Raw genomic sequence first — 17,046 nt, 5'->3', positions numbered from 1 at the left:
ACCTCAGCGCCGGTCAGGAACGCCAGCAATTGGAGAGAAATAAGGTGCCTCATGGCCTGATCTGGCCAAGAGATGCGACGTCGTGGCGGATCAGAAAAGCCAGCGTGATCAGCACGGCCATGCACAGCGCATAAAACGCGGTCCAGCTCAGATAAGTGAGCGCAGCGGGAACTGCCATCAGGGTGACGGTGGTGAGCAAACGACTGCTGCCGCAGAGCGCGGCATAATCGGTGGCTGACTGGGCTTTGCTGGACCACTTGAGGATCAGCGCATAAATGATCACTGACAGCGCGCTACTCGCCATGCCCTGCAACAACGCCCAATGCATCACCGCGATGGATGATTTGTCCGCGATGCTGATCACCGTGCCTGCGGCCGCGACGGCAGAAAGCAGCACCAGCAAAACCAGCGACTTCACGGGCGCGACCCTCGAAAGCGCGGGGGCAATAGCCAACGCCGCCAAGGTGTTGGCAATCGGAGCCAGAGTGCCGAGCCCCCAGCCGATCTCATTCAATGGCACGCCCATCTGCACCAGAATCGGGCGCTGGAAATAGATCAGCGAAATGGTCGCGGTGGTTGTCAGCGAAAGCAGAATGATCTGTCACAACGCGCCCGCACGCCTGAAAGTCACGAGGATGCCTGGACGTACTCGGGTCAATGATCGAGGTTGATCGGCTCGGGTCAGCGCAAGCACGGGCAGCAATGTCAGTAGCGGCAGCCCTGCGGTCAGCAGGAATGTCCCGGACCAGCCCAGACGATCGAACGAGCCCACCAGCACGCCGCCACCCAGCAGCCCGCCAAACGCGAGCGCCGCGACTTTCAGCCCGGCCGCCATTGCCCGGTATTGCGGCCCGATGATGTCTACCGCCAATGCATCCAGCGCCAGGTCCATGGTCGCTACGGCAAAGCACACGGCCAGCCCCAGGCCGAACAGCACCTGTGCCGAATATCCGTCACCCAGCGCAATCATCACTAACAACGCCGAACTCACACACTGGGACAAGGCAATCCAGCCGATGCGATAGCTCAACCACGGCAATGGTTTTGCGTCGATCAGAGGCGCCCAGAGAAAGGTCAGCCCAAACGGGATATACAGCGCGATAACCCAACCCATGGACGCAAGATCGACGCCACGGGACATGAGGATCGGGGGAACGCCGTATTCCAGAAGGCCGAAACACACGCCAAACGAGACGTACAACAGCCCCACCGAAAACAGCACCCAGAATGACTTGAATGCCAGTTGCGGCTCGCGCAGCGGATCAGCGGTTTCAGTTTGATTCAGCAGGGTCATGGCGTTCTCACCAGGCGTATTTCAGGCTGGCGAGCGTGGTGCGTTCGGCGCCATAGAAGCAGCCGCCTGCTGAAAAGCAGGAGGCTACATAGTGTTTGTCGTTGAGGTTGTTGACGTTCACGGCGACCGACCAGCCCTTCAATGCAGGCGATGCCTTTTTCAAGTCATAACGCACAGCGGCGTCGATCAGGGTGTAAGCATCCACAGACAAGTCATTGCTAGTGTCTCCATAGGATTTGCCGATATGCCTGAGGCCGATACCCGAACTGAGTCCGTCCAACTGACCTCGGAACGCATAATCCAGCCACGCGGAAGCCTGACTCAAGGGCACCGATACCGGGCGGTTGCCCTCGTTGGCTTTGGTGGTGTCTTTGGTCACCTCCGGATCGAGAATGGAGTAACCGGCCAACAGGCTGATCTGCTCCGTGAGGTTGGCGTGCCCTTCCAGCTCTGCCCCACGAACGCGAACCTCACCGGTCTGCACGTAATAGAAAGCGTTGTCCGGGTCCGTCGTGCGCACGTTCTTTTGCCTGATCTGGAACGCCGACAAAGTGATGAAACTGTCCCAGTCAATGGGCTGATACTTGATGCCGACTTCGTATTGCTCGCCCTTGGTGGGCTTGAACGCCTGACTCTGCGCATCGGTGCCGGTCACCGGCTCAAAGGAATTGGAAAAACTGGCGTACGGCGAGACGCCGTTATCGAAGGCGTAGACCACGCCGACGCGCCCGGTCAGTGCCTGATCGGATTGATGGCTGGTGCTGCCTGCCGTCTTGTCCTCAGTGCGGGTCTTGGCCCAGTCCTGACGCAAGCCGGCGAGAAACGTCCAATTGTCCCACTTGATCTGATCCTGCAGGTACAGGCCGGTCTGCTCGGGCTTCTGCCCGGTGTCGCTGGTCAAGGCAGGCAGCGCGACTGATTGCGCATAAACCGGGCTCAGGTAATTGATCCCGGTTTCGTCATAAGAACGGCCGAAACGCATGCTGGATTTGGCACGGTCATATTCCAGCCCCAACAGCACCTTGTGATTCAGGGGGCCGGCGTCGAAGGCCGCTTCAAGCTGGTTGTCGACGCTGAAGCTTTGCTGTTTCTCGATGCTGTGATCAGCCAACCGATTGAACTCACTCGGCGTGGTCGCCGAGTAAGGATTCACGTAATTGACCATGAAGCCCTTGTATTCGGAATTCAGCTCCATGTAGCGGGCGTTCTGGAGAAACGTCCAGGTGTCATTGAAACGGTGGCTGAACTCATAACCGAACAGCGTCTGCTCCCGGTCGTAGGCATCGACCGAGGGTTCGCCCGGATTGAAATGCCGAGAGATCTTTCCAGTGCTGCTGCCTAGCACCGAGCCCTGGGCAGGCACCCAGCCGGTGTAGTAACTGGAAGGATCTTTCTGATAGCTCGCGAGCACCGTGAGCGAGCTATCGTCATTGGGACGGAACGTCAGGCTGGGCGCAATCGCCACCCGCTGTTCTTCCGTGTGGTCGATCTGTGTGTCCGCCCTCTTCGTCAGGCCGGTAAGTCGATAACTCCAGATGCCTTCGTCGTCTATGGGGCCGGAATGGTCCGTCGCGACCTGCTCACGCCCTCGGCTGCCAGCTTGTAATTCAATCTCGTGCAACGGCGTATCCGTCGGGCGCTTGCTGACCATGTTGACCACGCCCCCAGGACTGGTCTGACCGTACAGCACCGAAGCCGGCCCCTTGAGCACGTCGATGCGCTCGAGCAAATAGGCATCGACCGCTGGCGTCGCCAGGTATTGCCCCGATTGCAGCGCCAGACCGTCCAGCAGCTTGGAGAAGTTGGCCAGCCCGCCAAAGCCACCGAATCCACGAATGAATAGCCCGTCGAACAAGCCATCGGCCCGGCTGTCTGCGAACACGCCGGGCGTATATTTGAGCGCTTCTGCGACGGTCTGGGCTTTCTGTTGATCCATCTGTGTGCGACCGACTACCGAGATCGATTGCGGGACCTCGGCGATATTGGCGTTGGTCTTGGTGCCCGCCGAAGATTGCCGCGCAACGACGCCTTCCACCTCATTGGTCGGGCTGACCGGCGCTGCATCGATTTGCAGGTCATCAAGCACCAGTGCGCCGGGCGCGGGGGGCTTTTCCTGTGTCGAGCCCGCCTCCTGCGCCAGTACGGAACGGACGCCGAGACTTAAAACCAGCGCGAACGAAACCCCGCCGATGAAGGTCCACCGGTTTTCCATGTCGTTTTATCCGTTGAGTGTAAGAAGTGTTTGGTCAGCCGGCAGCGAGGTCACGGTGATCTTGCTCGCCGTGTTTCCAATAGCCCGCCGCCTGCACGCGTCCCAGCTCGAAGCCACGATCACGCAAAAGCTGGGTCCGGATACTGCGAATCGCTGATGCCTCCGCAGCGATCCAGGCGTCACCGCCAGTCGCAGGCAAGGGGCTGTAGCGCAAGACTTCGCTGAGGGTTTCGGGCTCTTGGGAGGATGTACCGTTGCGGTAGATCCAGCGCACCCGCACATTGGGCTGGGTATCCAGGAACTGGCGCTCAGACTCATCTGCCACTTCAGCGAACACATGCACTTCGAGATCGGCGGGTAATAGACGAACAATCGCAGCTACAGCGGGTAGACCTGTTTCATCAGCCGCCATCAACAACCAGGAACGAGGCGTGACCCCTTTGAAACCACCTCGCGGTCCTGCCAGTTGCAAGCCGTCTCCAGGCTTGGCAGTCAGCGCCCAGTCCGACATCGGGCCACCGTCGTGCAGGGCGATGTCGAAGGTCAGCTGACTATTGATCGCGTCGAATGAATAAATGGTGAATGCACGGCCCACTGGCTGCGTAGTGCCACCGGGCAGGAAAATCTTCACCCATTGCGCCGCAAGATCTGTCACGAAAGTTTTCAGTGAATGCCCGCCAAGGACGATGCGTCGAACCCGGGGTGTTGGTTTATGCACCGAAACCACCGTTACGTTGCGCAGGGTCCTGTCGTCCTGAAACGGCAACACCTGAGAGGCAACGCTGGGCAACGTTCGTCCGTTGTGAAGGGACGCTCGAGTTTTCATACTGATTTGCCCTGCGCGCAACGCCGTGCCGCAGGAGTCGATCAAGCTCTTGACCACCGGCACCCTGCTGCGTGTTACCTGCCCAAGGCGGTTACTGGACTTGCGCGAGGCGTTGCCCAGTGCTGCGAGCAAATTGAGCTCATCGCGGGACACGAACGGCGAAGTCGGACCCAGCAGATAGAAGCCAGGGTCAGCTTCGATGATCGCGGTTACCAGATCGGCGAAGACAAATGCCTGGGAGGAACTCAAGCCCATTTCTTCGAGAAAAAATCCGGCCTGGGCCGGCCAGCTGCCTTCCCAGTTGAGCGCCCTGAGCGCTTTGAGCAAGCGCAGTTCGACTGGCGAGCACTGGTTGATGGAAAAGATCATTCTGCTCATGACTACACCCACAATAGGCCGAGGCGATCAGCCACGGAAACGTTGCAGCTTTCGCTGCCCAACAGCTGATTGAGCTGTTCAATGGTTGGTAGCAACATCGCCTTGACTGCTGCGACAGCCGCATTTTCATCGCCGTAAATGATCGATTCGACGACCGCAACGTGCGCGTCGAGATCGGGATCGCGCAGTTGTCCGTCGGCAAAGATCGCGAGCACATGGCTGCGGATCGACACGCTGAACGACCGATACATCGATTGCAGCGCAAGGTTGTGAGAAGCAATGGCAATCGCCATGTGCAGTTCGCGATCACGGGCGATGAAATCATCCAGATCATCCGCTGCGCTGTATTCACCCCTTAGCGCCAGGCGCTCGCGCAGACGGCGAACATCATCGAGCGTGCGCCGGCGCGCAGCGAGACGTGCCGCTTCGACTTCAAGCACGTAATGCATTTCCAGATGATCGCGGATGCCTGGCCGATTGTGCTGACGCAGTGCATCGATCGATTGACGACCTTCGGTGACATACAACCCTTCACCGGGGCGAAATTCCAGAAACTGCCAATTCAGGAGGGTTTTCACCGCTTGACGCACGGTGTGGTGGCTGCCACCGATCTGCTCGACCAGTTCGGCCTCGGCTGGCAGGCGATCGCCGGCGCGTAAGGTTTTGTCGACCATCAGGCCGCGGATCGCATCAATTGTCGATGCGATCCAGTGGCGGCTTATCACCGGAACAGGAAATGTCGCTTGCATGTTCATTACCGAGCATCGGAGTGTTGATGCGGATGATCCTAACATCCTATGTTTTATTCAACAATGAGATTTATTCGTAAACAGTGATCGGATTTTTTACGTAGTCTGGCACGCAGGTAACAGCGACATTCAGTCTCAGTAACCCAGCGAAACCGTAACGGGTGCTGGATTTCGTTCGCTGTACACTGCCCACTGATGCCAATACGGATAGATCGGGCGGCGCGCACTCACCGCATCCAGCCGGGCAATTTGATTCTCCTCAAGACGAATGGCACTGGCAGCCAGGTTGTCGCGCAATTGCTCGGCGTTACGCGCACCGACTACGATGCTGCCCACGGTAGGACGCACCAATAACCAAGCCAATGAAAGCTGGGCGATGGAGTGCCCGGTCTCTTTCGAAAGAATTTCCAGCTCGTCGGTTATCGCAAACAGTCGCTCACTGTCAGTGGTCATGCTCGCATCCGTGGCGGCACGGCTACCTTGTGGCGCAGGTTTGTGGCGTCCCAGTTTACCGGTCAGCTTCGCCCCGGCCAGCGGGCTCCAGATCAAGCTGCTGATCTGCTGATCCAGCGCTAGCGGCATCAACTCCCACTCCATTTCGCGATCAACCAGCGAGTAATACACCTGGTGAGACACGGGCCTTGGGAGTCCATGAAGGTCGGCCAGACCCAGCATTTTCATCAGGTGCCAGCCGGAAAAGTTCGACACGCCGTAATGGCCGATCTTGCCGTCCGAGACGAGCTGCTCCAGAGCCCAAAGCATCTCCTCGACCGGCGTCTGCGCATCGAAGGCGTGCAGTTGATACAGATCGATATGATCGGTACCCAGCCGGCGCAAGCTGGCTTCGCAGGCACGAATGATCCGCTCGCCCGAAGTGCCGATGTCGCCGCTTCCCGGCCCCATCCGCAGACCGGTCTTGGTGGCCAGCAGCAACTGGTCACGGCGCCCGGCGATGGCTCGCCCGAGAATTTCCTCGGACAGACCGCTGGAATAGGCATCGGCGGTATCGAATAAGGTGCAGCCCGCGTCCAGTGCGACGCAGACCAGTTCAGTGGCTTCTTTGGCGTCGGTCTGCCCCCAATTTTTGAAGAACTCGTTGCCCCCACCGAAGGTTGCCGTACCGAGTGCCAGGACCGGCACCTTGAAGTCGCTATTACCCAATGCTCTGTGCTTCATGTATTACTCCTCAGCTCATGTACCAGCCGCCATTGACGTTCAGGGTTTGCCCTGTGATGTAAGCGTTACGGGCCAGCAACACGACGGTTTCTGCCACCTCGTCGGCTTGACCGAAACGCCCGACCGGCAGCAGGTCAGGACGAATGTTGGGGTTGCCACGGATCATGTCGGTCTCGATCAACGCAGGTGCAATTGCATTGGCCGTGATGCCTTCTTTTGCCAGCATGTGCGCGTAGCTGTGCACCAGACCGATCATCCCGGCCTTGCTTGCCGCGTAATGAGGGCCGATAACGCCCCCCAGCTGTGCCGCCACCGAAGACAGCATGATCAGCCTTCCCCACTTGGCATGGCGCATGGCCGGCAATACGGCCTGGCTGACCAGAAACGTCGAGGTCAGGTTGGCGGTCATCACCTGATTCCAATCGGCCTCGGAAATCTGATCCAGGGGTTGAATACGCGTCATCCCGGCGTTGTTCACGAGGATATTGATCGCGCCCAGTTTTTCCTGCACCTGGGCGACCATGTACGTGACTTGATCGCCTTGGGTGACATCGGCCTGCACCACGCACGCCCGGCGTCCGAGGGCTGCGATCTCGGCGACCACCTGATTGGCCTCATCAATGGATTTGACGCAATTGACCGCGACATCACATCCCGCGCGCGCCAGGCTCAGTGCAGTTTCACGACCAATTCCGCGTGAGGCGCCGGTGACGAGCGCGACTTTGTTTCCGAGGCTGTCCATCTGTGAACTCCATCAATTTAATATCCAGCCAGCAATCAGAGCGCTGGCGTTTCTGACGCGACCGAGCTGAACACGGTGGTGCAGACCAACGTGAGCGCAGCAACGAGGACCAGCCCGACGCCAAGGAAACAAACGCCAATCCAGCCAGCGATAGACCACACCCAACCGCCTGTCATGGCGCCGATCGCGCCACCCGCAAACGTCACCACCATGTACAGCGTGTTCAAACGACCGCGTATTTCGGCGCCCAATCCGAAGATGCGCGCCTGGTTGGCGACCTGCCCGCTTTGCATGCCGAAATCAAGAAGATTGACCGCTATCACCAGGGCTGCAATCGAGGCTTGTCCGTAGGTAGCAGCTAGTACAAAACAGCCAGCCATCGAAACCAGCGCGAAAGCGTTGACCCGCGCCGGCCCCCAACGATCGGCCAGACGTCCCGCCATCGGCGCGAGTAATGCGCCGGGTGCGCCCCACAAGCCAAATAGCCCAGCTGCGGCAGGACCGAGTTCGAACGCCGAACTGGCAAGATGGAACGCCAGCGTCGCCCACAGCGCGGAGAACCCGGCAAAGCAGCAGAAGCTCAGCGCCATTGAGAGGCGAAGCTCTCGATGCTTGAGCAACGGACCAAGGGACTTGAGCAGCTTCCAGTAACCCACGCCTGCAGACGCCGGACGTTTGGGCAGGAATTTGGGGAGGACGAAGAACAGTACGCTCACCAGCACCGCTTCCAGCAAGAAAGGCGCACGCCATGAGCCGAGGTATTCTGCCGCCAGACCTGAGAACGTGCGCGACAGCAGAATGCCGAGAATAAGGCCCGTGCTGAGCTTGCTGACGATGCGCCCGCGATACTCAGGCGCAGCAAGCGTGGTGGCCATCGGTATCAGAATCTGCGCCACGACGCAGGTGGCTGCAATCGATACGCTGGCGACCAGCAGCACTGCCAGACCAGGCGCTGCTGCAGCCGCAATCAGCCCGACTATAGTCAACAGCATCATCCGGCGAATCAGTTTCACCGGATCGCTACAATCGGCAAGCGGCACCACCAGCAGAATGCCAAGCGTGTAACCCACTTGCGTCGCTACAGCCACCAGCGCTGCCCGTTCTGCGCAGACACCAAAAGCACGCGCGATTTCTGCCAGCAGCGGCTGGCACAGATAAATATTGGCAACCATCACCCCGCAGGCAAATGCCAGCATGGCCAAGGTGCCGGGGCGACTGTCTTTCAGCGCGATGGATGCTGGCATGGAGGCAAGACTCAGTTGGCGGACGCTTTGGCATCGAGTTCGGCGAATACTTCGCTGGCCGCATGAAGCGCGCCCAACGCAGTCGGCATGCCAGCCGCCATGGAGACTTGCACCAGCGATTCGACGATTTGTCCGCGGGTGGCGCCATGGCGTAATGCCGCAGGAATGTGCATTTTGACCGCGCCCAGGCCAGTGGCGCCGAGTGCGGCGCAGGAAGCGATGATCACCAGTTCCCGCGTCATGATGTCCAAGCCGGGGCGGTTATAAATCGCGCCGAATTCCATCTCGACGATCAGGCGTCCAAAGCCTGGGGCCAGGTTTTCAACGTTCGCCACGAATTGCTCTGCGGTCATGCTCAGGGATGAATCGAACGTCTCGGCGCCTTGCTCGTACAGCGCTTGCAAAGTCGATGGGTTGCCATTGGAAGTGGACATGAGTAAAACCTCTGATTGATTGTTTTAAAAAACTAGACTGTACAGTCCAATCCAGTCAAGAGCGTTCTTCCAGAGATTTCTGCCGCCTATGTCCACCGTTTCTCCTTCGCTGTTCGACGAGATCCTTTCCTCCGAGCACAGCACATCCAAACAAGACGCCACCCTGGCCGCCGCAGGGCGAGTGTTCATTCAGCATGGTTTTGAAGGCACCAGCATGGACCTCATCGCGAAGGCGGCGGGCGTTGCCAGGCAAACGTTGTACAACCGTTTTCCCGATGGTAAGGAAGCACTGTTTGGCGCCGTGGCCGAGCGAATGTGGCGGGCGTTTCCGGTGATGGATATCGCCAGCGACGAAGAAGCACTGGCAGACCCCGAAGCCGGGCTACGCCTTATCGGCCGGGGCGTTGCTGCATTTTGGGCACCGCCGCTGGCAGTGGCATTTCTGCGAATGGTGATTGCGGAAGGTCCTCGTTTCCCGGAGCTGACCCGACGCTTTTTCGAAGTGGGTAAAACCCCGGCGGTGAGCGCCGTTCGCAATTACATCGCCGAACTGGGTCGCAGGGGAAAATTGTCCATCGACGATCCGGAACTGGCTTCACAGCAGTTTCTCGGGATGATCGATGAAACCGTGCTGTGGGTACGGATCATGGGCGATCCACGCGAACTGAGCGTAGAGCACACCGACAAAGTAGTGGATCAGGCAGTGGCGATCTTTCTGCGTTTTTATCTACGCTGAGCCATCCATTCGTCAAGTGAGAATATATCTCATCGACAGCCACAAAGATGGGATGTTAGGATCGACTCACTGCCGACTTACGGGGGGGCATTGCCTCCGGGAGATAACATGGATTTCTATCTGCACGATGTTTCTTCCTTTCCTTTTGTTGCCCTGCGCTCCGATCATTGTCCCCCAGGCTATGCCGAACAGTGGGGCCTGGAGATGGACGCCCTGCTGGAAAGCAACCGCATGTTCGTTGTGGCATTTGAACCTGATGCGTTGAATGAAACGGCGCAAGACTTTCGCACTCGCGGCATCTGGTTCAAGAACCACCGTCAGCTTTTGCCGGGTCGCTGCGCTGCAATGATCGCGATAGTCGCATCTGCGCCTGAACGCGCTGCGAATGCAGAAGACATGGCCAAGCGCTCGCGGGGTTTCGAGGTCCTGTATACCGCAATGGAGTCGTTTGAAGCTGCTGCCCAGGCAACGGACAGGCTTATTGGGGATGCCAGGATTCAACTGCGCCAATCGACCAAATAACCTCGCTGCGAGTCGCGGTTGATGCCGCGCTCTCGACTCGCCTTTGATGGGCAATTACTGTCTTTACAGCGCGATTCAACATTTCGAGGGCGCGGGACGAGCCCATCCATAGGGCGGATTTCGGACCATCATGCACAGAACGTTCAGTGTCGACGCCAAGTGGCGAGAAACCTGCGACGGCTGGCGCAAGCACTCGAATATCAGCCCGGTAAAACAGACCTGAAGCAACTGACTTGCGGCGGGTACGTCAAATTCCGACCCAAGATCCCCCTCGATTACGGCGTAACCCAACAGCGTATTGAGCTGTTCGTAAAAATGCTTCTGCACCCGGTGCAAGCGGAGGGATATCAGGCAGTTCTCGTCAATTCGCTCACTCTTCTGCACCATGATTTCACACAGTTGCCGGCAGCTCTGATTGCCAAATGTTGCGCCCATCGCTGAACGTAATTGCTCCATCCCCTCCTCAAAACCTGCACCGCCCTGAAGAAAGTTTTCCAGCGCAAGTACACAGCCATTTAGCACTTCCTCTAACAGGTCATTCTTACTTTTGAAATGCCAAGAGATCGCTCCACGGCTCACCCCTGCCCGCTGGGGAACCTGTTCCAGCGTCGCGCCCGAATAGCCGTACTCCGCAAATATCTGTAGCCCCGCAGCCACCAGATTTTCGCGGGTGACTTGTGCTTTCTGCTGCGGTTTTCCCAGCCATTTCAATTAATTACTGTCGTTGGATTTGCGCTGGATAGCACGTCTGGCGGCGCTGAGATCAAGCGGCTGCGGCATCAGGCCACACCCTTCTACAGCCCAATTAAGAACTTTTCTCATCGACGAGTTAAACATGGGATGTTAGGATCAATCCACTTTTCCGCACCACCTCCGATTGGCCAATGCCTAAGGCGTTGACCTGCCGACCTGAATTCGCACGGTTCACGAACGGATTCCAAGTCACTGTTTTGAATGTCCTTTTCAGGAGCTATACAAGTGGATTGCCATTGGCCTACACGTGCGCTGCACTTCCTTCCGCTGACCGCCTTGCTGCTTGCCGCCTGCCATAAGAACGATCAACCCGTTGCGCAGAATCCGGTTACCGACGTCGGCGTCTACACCATCAAATCCGAGCAGTTGACCCTCACCACCGACCTGCCCGGCCGCACCTCGGCCTACCGGGTCGCGGAGGTTCGCCCACAAGTCAGCGGCATCGTGCAACAGCGGATGTTCAGCGAAGGCACCGAAGTAAAAAAGGGTCAGCAGCTCTATCAGATCGATCCCGCGACGTACAAAGCTGAGCTCGGTCGCGCTGAAGCGAACCTGACCAGTGCGCAAAATCTGGCAGAGCGCTACGACCGCCTGCTTAAAACCAACGCTGTGAGTCGTCAGCAATACGATGACGCGCTGGCTGCCTGGAAGCAGGCGCAAGCGGTGGCCCAGGTTGCGAGCATCGATGTGCAGTACACCAAAGTGCTGTCCCCCATTACCGGCCGTATCGGTCGCTCGGCAGTCACCGAAGGTGCATTGGTCACAGACGGCCAGGCTCAGGAGTTGGCGACCGTCAATCAGCTCGACCCGATTTACGTGGACGTGACGCAGCCCATCACCCGAATCCTCGCACTGCGCCGCGCACTTGAATCCGGAAGCCTGCAGATGGCCGGAAAGGATCAGGCTCAAGTCACCCTCACGCTGGATGACGGCAGCGCTTACGCGATGCCAGGCACCCTGAAGTTCTCCGAAGTGAGCGTCGACCAGGGCACGGGCTCAGTGACGTTGCGTGCTGAATTCCCGAATCCGGATCGCAAGTTGCTGCCGGGCATGTTTGTCCACGCCCAACTGAAAGAAGGCGTCCAGCAGGCCGCCAAACTGGTGCCGCAGGCGGCGGTGATTTTCGACAGCCGCGGCATCGCCAACGCATGGGTCGTCAAAGCGGATGACAGCGTTGAGCTGCGTGAGCTGAAAACGGAGCGCACGGTCGGTAATACATGGCTGGTCAGCGACGGCATCGAGGCTGGAGAAAAAGTGGTCACCCGAGGCATTCAACGGCTGCGCAGTGGCAGCAAGGTAAAACCGGTCGAGGCCAACACGCCTCTCGTTCAAACCTTCAGCGCCGCCGCCAACTAAGGATTTTTCAGAAATGTCCCGCTTCTTCATTGATCGACCGATCTTCGCCTGGGTGATAGCCCTGGGGATCATGCTCGGCGGCGCGTTGGCCATCCGCTCGCTGCCCATCAACCAATACCCGAACATCGCACCTCCAGCCGTACAAATCAGCGTCACCTATCCCGGCGCGTCCGCGCAAACCGTGCAGGACACCGTGGTGCAAGTGATCGAGCAGCAGCTCAACGGGATGGAGGGGCTTCGCTATATCACCTCCAACGGCAATACCGACGGCAGCATGCAGATCATCGTGACCTTCGATCAGGGCACCAATCCTGATATCGCCCAGGTGCAGGTGCAGAACAAACTGCAACTGGCCACGCCGTCGCTGCCCGAAGAAGTCCAACGCCAAGGCATCCGTGTCGTGAAGTACCAGGTCAACTTCATGTTGATCGTGGGCCTTGTCTCCACCGACGGACACTTGAACGGCTTTGATCTGGGCAACCTGATCGTCTCGAATCTGCAGGACCCCATCTCGCGTACAAAAGGTGTTGGCGACTTCCTGCTGTTGGGTGCGCAGAACTCGATGCGTATCTGGCTGGATCCGGCCAAGTTGAACAGCTACCAGTTGGTGCCCCAGGACATTATCGACGCGGTCAGCTCAGAGAACGTGCAGGTTTCATCTGGCCTCATTGGCGGTCTGCCTGCGAAAAAAGGCGTGCAGCTCAGCGCGACAGTGATCGGCAAAGTGCGGATGCGTACCGCTGAGGAATTCAAACAGATTCTGGTCAAGGTCAATCCAGACGGCTCGCAGGTCCGGCTCCAGGATGTCGCCGAGGTCGGCCTGGGCAGTGAGAATTACTCCATTTTCAACAAGTACAACGGTGCTCCATCTGCCGGTATCGCATTGCGTCTGGCGACGGGTGAAAACCTGCTGGACACCGTGGACCGCGTTCGGGCAACGGTTGAACGCCTGAAGCCATACCTGCCCAAAGGCGTCGAGGTCATCTACCCGTACGACACCTCGCCTGTGGTGGCAGCATCCATTGAGTCGGTGGTGCACACGCTGATCGAGGCCATTGTCCTGGTCTTCCTGGTGATGTACCTGTTTCTGCAAAACATCCGTGCCACGCTCATTCCCGCCCTCGCGGTGCCGGTGGTGTTGCTCGCCACTTTTGGCGTGCTGTTTGCCTGTGGGTTCACCATCAACGTCATGACCATGTTTGCCATGGTGCTTGCCATCGGCTTGCTGGTGGACGATGCCATCGTGGTGGTGGAGAACGTCGAACGCCTGATGGCCGAGGAGCATTTGTCACCCAAGGAGGCGACGCGCAAATCGATGGACCAGATATCCGGTGCGCTGGTAGGCATCGGTCTGGTGATCTCGGCGGTGTTCTTGCCGATGGCGTTCTTCGGTGGATCTGCGGGCATCATCTATCGGCAGTTCGCAGTCACGATTATTTCGGCCATGGGCTTCTCGGTCCTGATCGCGCTGGTCTTCACCCCTGCCCTCTGCGCTACCTTGCTCAAACCCCATAAGGAAGGCGCTGGCGAAAAGAAAGGTTTCTTCGGTTGGTTCAACCGCACCTTCGAGCGCAACACCCAGCGCTATCAAACCGGGGTTACCGCGATGCTGGGTCGGCGTGGCCTGTTCATGCTGGCGTATCTGCTGATGATCGGCGCTGTGGTTTTCCTGTTCACTCGCGTGCCGAGTTCGTTCCTGCCCGATGAGGATCAGGGCGTATTTATCGTGCAGGTCCAAATGCCTGAAAACGCAAGCTCCGAGCGCAACGAGGAAGTGCTGACCCAGGTCCGCGATTACCTGGCCAAGGATGAACATGACAGCGTTGCGTCTTCGTTCACCATCAACGGTTTCAACTTTGCCGGTCGTGGCCAAAGCTCTGGTCTGGTGTTCGTCAACATGCGGCCTTACGAAGAGCGTAAAGACCCTGAGCGTTCCGTGTTCGCTGTGGCAAAACGCGCCCAGGCACGCTTTGCCAGCATCAAGGAAGGTAACGTCATCGCGGTCGTCCCCCCGGCCATTCTGGAAATGGGTAACGCCACCGGTTTTGACATGTTCCTGCAGGACAACGCGGGGGTTGGACATACCGCGCTCATGGCAGCGCGCAACCAGTTTCTCGAACTTGCCGCACAAGACCCTGTTCTTGCCATGACACGGCCCAACGGGCTGAATGATGAAGCCCAGTACCAGGTCATTATCGACAACGAAAAGGCCCGTGCACTTCAGGTGTCTATCGCCGATATCAATCAGACCATGTCCGTGGCATGGGGCTCGGCGTACGTGAACGACTTCATCGACCGGGACCGGGTGAAAAAGGTCTACGTTCAGGGTAACCAGGACTCACGCCTGTCCCCTGAAGACTTCGGCAAATGGTACGTGCGCAACGCCAAAGGCAGCATGGTGCCGTTCTCCGCATTCGCCACAGGAAAATGGATCTACGGCTCGCCCAAGCTCGAACGCTACAACGGCATTCCTTCGGTGGAGATCCTCGGCCAGCCGGCTCCGGGCCACAGCACCGGCGATGCGATGCAAGCGGTTGAGCGCATAGCCGCGCAACTCCCGCCGGGCATCGGCATGGCGTACACCGGACTGTCTTATGAAGAGCGACAAGCAGGCTCGCAAGCGCCAGCGTTGTACGCGCTCTCACTGATCATCGTGTTCTTGTGCCTTGCCGCCTTGTATGAAAGCTGGACGGTTCCGGTGTCGGTGATGCTCGTTGTCCCGTTGGGTGTGCTGGGCGCTGTAGCGGCGACGCTGATGCGCGGGCTTTCCAACGACGTGTTCTTCCAGGTGGGGATGCTGACCACCATGGGGCTCGCGGCGAAGAACGCGATTCTGATCATCGAGTTCGCCAAAGACCTCTACGAGCATCAGGGGCGCACCTTGATCCAGGCTGCGACCGAAGCCGCACGGTTGCGTCTGCGGCCCATCATCATGACGTCGATCGCGTTCGTCATGGGCGTATTGCCTCTGGCCCGCGCCACCGGCCCCGGCAGCGGGAGCCAGCACTCGATCGGCACCGGCGTGGTCGGCGGCACCCTGGCAGCTACCTTCCTGGCGATCTTCTTCGTGCCGCTCTTCTACGTCTTCGTGATGAAGCTGTTCACCAAAAAGAGCAAAGACGAAGCAGCCACAGGAGAACAGGCATGAAACTCAATCAAGTTACGCTGGCGCTGGTCGTAGGCTTTGGCCTCCAGGGTTGCAGTCTGATCCCTGACTACGCGCGGCCCGCTTCGCCCATTCAGAATCAATGGCCACTAGGGCCGGCCTACAAAAGCGCTTCGGCCAATCCGACGGTGGCAGTCCCGGCCTGGCGTCAGTTCTTTCGCGATCCGGCCATGGGCCAATTGATCGAAACGGCGCTGGCGAACAACCGTGATTTACGTCAGGCGGCTCTGAATGTGCAGGCCTACCGTGCGCAGTATCGAATCCAGCGTTCGGAGCTCTTTCCCTCCATCGACGTCAGCGCGGGCAGCAGTCGGCAACGGGTGCCTTCTGATCTTGCCACCACTGGTAAATCGGGCATCGAAAGCCAGTATGGCCTGAACGTCGGGATCACCTCCTACGAACTGGACGTCTTCGGACGCGTCCGCAGCCTGGAACGCGGCGCGCTGGAAAACTATCTGGCAACAGAGGATGCACAGCGCAGCGTCCAGATCAGCTTGATCGCCGACGTCGCCAGCGCCTACATGACCTGGCGTACGGATCAGGCGCTGCTCAATGTGACGCAGGCAACACTGGACAGTTACAGCAACAGTCTTTCGCTGATTGAGGCGACCCATCAGGCAGGCACGGCGTCAGCACTTGATGTCCGTCAGGCACGCACCCTCGTCGATGGCGCTCGGACGCAGATGTTCTTGTACTCCCGCCAGGTGGATCAGGACTCGAACGCCTTGCAACTTCTGCTCGGTACGCAAATCCCGTCGGTGATCAGTGCCGAATCGACACTGGGAACCGACATCCTTGCGGACATCCCTTCCGGGCTGCCGGCTGACCTGCTCCAGCAACGTCCCGACATTCGTGCAGCCGAGCATGAGTTGTTGGCGGCCAATGCCAACATCGGTGCAGCCAGGGCCGCGTTCTTCCCGAGTATCAGCCTGACGACGAGCGCAGGAACCACGAGCGCACAACTCGATGGCCTGTTCAAAGGCGGATCTGGAAACTGGAGTTTTTCGCCACAGATCAACATCCCGATCTTCAATGGCGGACGTCTGCGGGCGAACCTGGATTATTCCGAGATCCAGAAAGATATCGGCGTCGTCAAATATGAAAAGAGTATCCAGACCGCGTTCCGTGAGGTTGCTGACGGACTCGCTGCGCTGGGGACCTATGACGGCCAGCTCCAGGCCCAGCGCGATCTGGTGCGATCCAGCCAGGAGTACTACGACATGGCCAAGCAGCGTTACGACGAGGGCGTCGACAACTATCTGACGCTGCTCGATGCCCAGCGGCATTTGTTCTCCTCACGCCAGCAACTGCTCACCGACCGCCTGCAGCAACTCGACAGTCAGGTGCAGCTTTACAAAGCGCTTGGCGGTGGCTGGCAGGACAAGACTCAGACCGTTTCCGCACGCTGAAACCAGAGCCTGCCCGGCCGGTCATGGATGACCGCCCACAGGTCGAGGC

15 protein-coding genes are annotated in these 17,046 nt (G+C 58.7%); 5 read left to right on the top strand and 10 right to left on the bottom strand.

The genetic code is table 11. The features are described 5' to 3' along the window. Positions 1–49 precede the first annotated feature (49 nt). The 9 genes from ACI2KS_RS11890 to ACI2KS_RS11850 form a co-directional block, all read right to left on the bottom strand. Positions 50–514 carry a hypothetical protein gene (locus ACI2KS_RS11890; protein ID WP_404620305.1) on the bottom strand — a complete coding sequence of 155 codons (465 nt, stop codon included), beginning with the start codon at positions 512–514 and terminating at the stop codon, positions 50–52. An 87-nt stretch (positions 515–601) separates the two neighbouring features. Beyond that, the gene (locus tag ACI2KS_RS11885) at positions 602–1,294 is read right to left on the bottom strand and encodes a hypothetical protein (RefSeq protein ID WP_404620303.1); all 693 of its coding nucleotides are present in this window, start codon (positions 1,292–1,294) and stop codon (positions 602–604) included. A 7-nt stretch (positions 1,295–1,301) separates the two neighbouring features. After that, entirely contained in the window at positions 1,302–3,506 is a 2,205-nt protein-coding gene (locus ACI2KS_RS11880) for a TonB-dependent siderophore receptor (protein WP_404620301.1), read from the bottom strand. A 34-nt stretch (positions 3,507–3,540) separates the two neighbouring features. Next, positions 3,541–4,710, bottom strand: a complete 1,170-nt coding sequence (locus tag ACI2KS_RS11875) for a siderophore-interacting protein (protein WP_404620299.1) — start codon at positions 4,708–4,710, stop codon at positions 3,541–3,543. Positions 4,711–4,712: 2 nt separating this feature from the next. Continuing rightward, entirely contained in the window at positions 4,713–5,384 is a 672-nt protein-coding gene (locus tag ACI2KS_RS11870; RefSeq protein ID WP_404620714.1) for a FadR/GntR family transcriptional regulator, read from the bottom strand. A gap of 210 nt (positions 5,385–5,594) precedes the next feature. Further along, positions 5,595–6,635 carry an aldo/keto reductase gene (locus ACI2KS_RS11865; RefSeq protein WP_404620297.1) on the bottom strand — a complete coding sequence of 347 codons (1,041 nt, stop codon included), beginning with the start codon at positions 6,633–6,635 and terminating at the stop codon, positions 5,595–5,597. Between the two features lie 10 nt (positions 6,636–6,645). Then, complete coding sequence (locus ACI2KS_RS11860; protein ID WP_404620295.1) at positions 6,646–7,377, bottom strand: 3-oxoacyl-ACP reductase family protein; 732 nt, start codon at positions 7,375–7,377, stop codon at positions 6,646–6,648. Between the two features lie 35 nt (positions 7,378–7,412). After that, a complete protein-coding gene (locus tag ACI2KS_RS11855) occupies positions 7,413–8,573 on the bottom strand; it encodes an MFS transporter (protein ID WP_404620293.1) in 1,161 nt (386 codons plus the stop codon). 59 nt (positions 8,574–8,632) lie between these two features. After that, positions 8,633–9,055, bottom strand: coding sequence for a carboxymuconolactone decarboxylase family protein (locus ACI2KS_RS11850; protein ID WP_404620291.1), 423 nt, complete (start codon positions 9,053–9,055; stop codon positions 8,633–8,635). An 88-nt stretch (positions 9,056–9,143) separates the two neighbouring features. Here ACI2KS_RS11850 and ACI2KS_RS11845 point away from each other — a divergent pair, with 88 nt between their 5' ends. Further along, complete coding sequence (locus ACI2KS_RS11845) at positions 9,144–9,791, top strand: TetR/AcrR family transcriptional regulator (protein ID WP_404620289.1); 648 nt, start codon at positions 9,144–9,146, stop codon at positions 9,789–9,791. 108 nt (positions 9,792–9,899) lie between these two features. After that, positions 9,900–10,313, top strand: a complete 414-nt coding sequence (locus ACI2KS_RS11840) for a hypothetical protein (RefSeq protein WP_404620287.1) — start codon at positions 9,900–9,902, stop codon at positions 10,311–10,313. A gap of 75 nt (positions 10,314–10,388) precedes the next feature. On the opposite strand, the gene ACI2KS_RS11835 is transcribed toward ACI2KS_RS11840, so the two are convergent. Then, positions 10,389–11,024: a TetR/AcrR family transcriptional regulator gene (locus tag ACI2KS_RS11835; protein WP_404620285.1), complete on the bottom strand. Its 636-nt coding sequence runs from the start codon at positions 11,022–11,024 to the stop codon at positions 10,389–10,391. A gap of 267 nt (positions 11,025–11,291) precedes the next feature. Here ACI2KS_RS11835 and ACI2KS_RS11830 point away from each other — a divergent pair, with 267 nt between their 5' ends. Genes ACI2KS_RS11830 through ACI2KS_RS11820 form a run of 3 tightly spaced genes read left to right on the top strand, consistent with a single transcriptional unit; the run spans position 11,292 to position 16,997 of the window. Continuing rightward, positions 11,292–12,422 carry an efflux RND transporter periplasmic adaptor subunit gene (locus ACI2KS_RS11830; protein ID WP_404620283.1) on the top strand — a complete coding sequence of 377 codons (1,131 nt, stop codon included), beginning with the start codon at positions 11,292–11,294 and terminating at the stop codon, positions 12,420–12,422. A gap of 13 nt (positions 12,423–12,435) precedes the next feature. Further along, the gene (locus tag ACI2KS_RS11825; RefSeq protein WP_404620281.1) at positions 12,436–15,570 is read left to right on the top strand and encodes an efflux RND transporter permease subunit; all 3,135 of its coding nucleotides are present in this window, start codon (positions 12,436–12,438) and stop codon (positions 15,568–15,570) included. Beyond that, positions 15,567–16,997, top strand: coding sequence for an efflux transporter outer membrane subunit (locus tag ACI2KS_RS11820; RefSeq protein ID WP_404620279.1), 1,431 nt, complete (start codon positions 15,567–15,569; stop codon positions 16,995–16,997). The genes ACI2KS_RS11825 and ACI2KS_RS11820 overlap by 4 nt, the downstream gene beginning before the upstream one ends. Positions 16,998–17,046 lie beyond the last annotated feature (49 nt).

The sequence above is a fragment of the Pseudomonas sp. NPDC087358 genome (assembly GCF_044900785.1).
Classification (GTDB): Bacteria; Pseudomonadota; Gammaproteobacteria; order Pseudomonadales; family Pseudomonadaceae; genus Aquipseudomonas.
This window is presented reverse-complemented; position numbering and strand designations above follow the sequence as displayed.

Excerpts from the sequence above, each read along its gene's own strand:
- ACI2KS_RS11885 (WP_404620303.1), bottom strand. The coding sequence starts at position 1,294 with ATGACCCTGCTGAATCAAACTGAAACCGCTGATCCGCTGCGCGAGCCG.
- ACI2KS_RS11880 (WP_404620301.1), bottom strand. The coding sequence starts at position 3,506 with ATGGAAAACCGGTGGACCTTCATCGGCGGGGTTTCGTTCGCGCTGGTT.
- ACI2KS_RS11875 (WP_404620299.1), bottom strand. The coding sequence starts at position 4,710 with ATGAGCAGAATGATCTTTTCCATCAACCAGTGCTCGCCAGTCGAACTG.
- ACI2KS_RS11870 (WP_404620714.1), bottom strand. The coding sequence starts at position 5,384 with ATGGTCGACAAAACCTTACGCGCCGGCGATCGCCTGCCAGCCGAGGCC.
- ACI2KS_RS11865 (WP_404620297.1), bottom strand. The coding sequence starts at position 6,635 with ATGAAGCACAGAGCATTGGGTAATAGCGACTTCAAGGTGCCGGTCCTG.
- ACI2KS_RS11860 (WP_404620295.1), bottom strand. The coding sequence starts at position 7,377 with ATGGACAGCCTCGGAAACAAAGTCGCGCTCGTCACCGGCGCCTCACGC.
- ACI2KS_RS11855 (WP_404620293.1), bottom strand. The coding sequence starts at position 8,573 with ATGCTGGCATTTGCCTGCGGGGTGATGGTTGCCAATATTTATCTGTGC.
- ACI2KS_RS11850 (WP_404620291.1), bottom strand. The coding sequence starts at position 9,055 with ATGTCCACTTCCAATGGCAACCCATCGACTTTGCAAGCGCTGTACGAG.
- ACI2KS_RS11845 (WP_404620289.1), top strand. The coding sequence starts at position 9,144 with ATGTCCACCGTTTCTCCTTCGCTGTTCGACGAGATCCTTTCCTCCGAG.
- ACI2KS_RS11840 (WP_404620287.1), top strand. The coding sequence starts at position 9,900 with ATGGATTTCTATCTGCACGATGTTTCTTCCTTTCCTTTTGTTGCCCTG.
- ACI2KS_RS11825 (WP_404620281.1), top strand. The coding sequence starts at position 12,436 with ATGTCCCGCTTCTTCATTGATCGACCGATCTTCGCCTGGGTGATAGCC.
- ACI2KS_RS11820 (WP_404620279.1), top strand. The coding sequence starts at position 15,567 with ATGAAACTCAATCAAGTTACGCTGGCGCTGGTCGTAGGCTTTGGCCTC.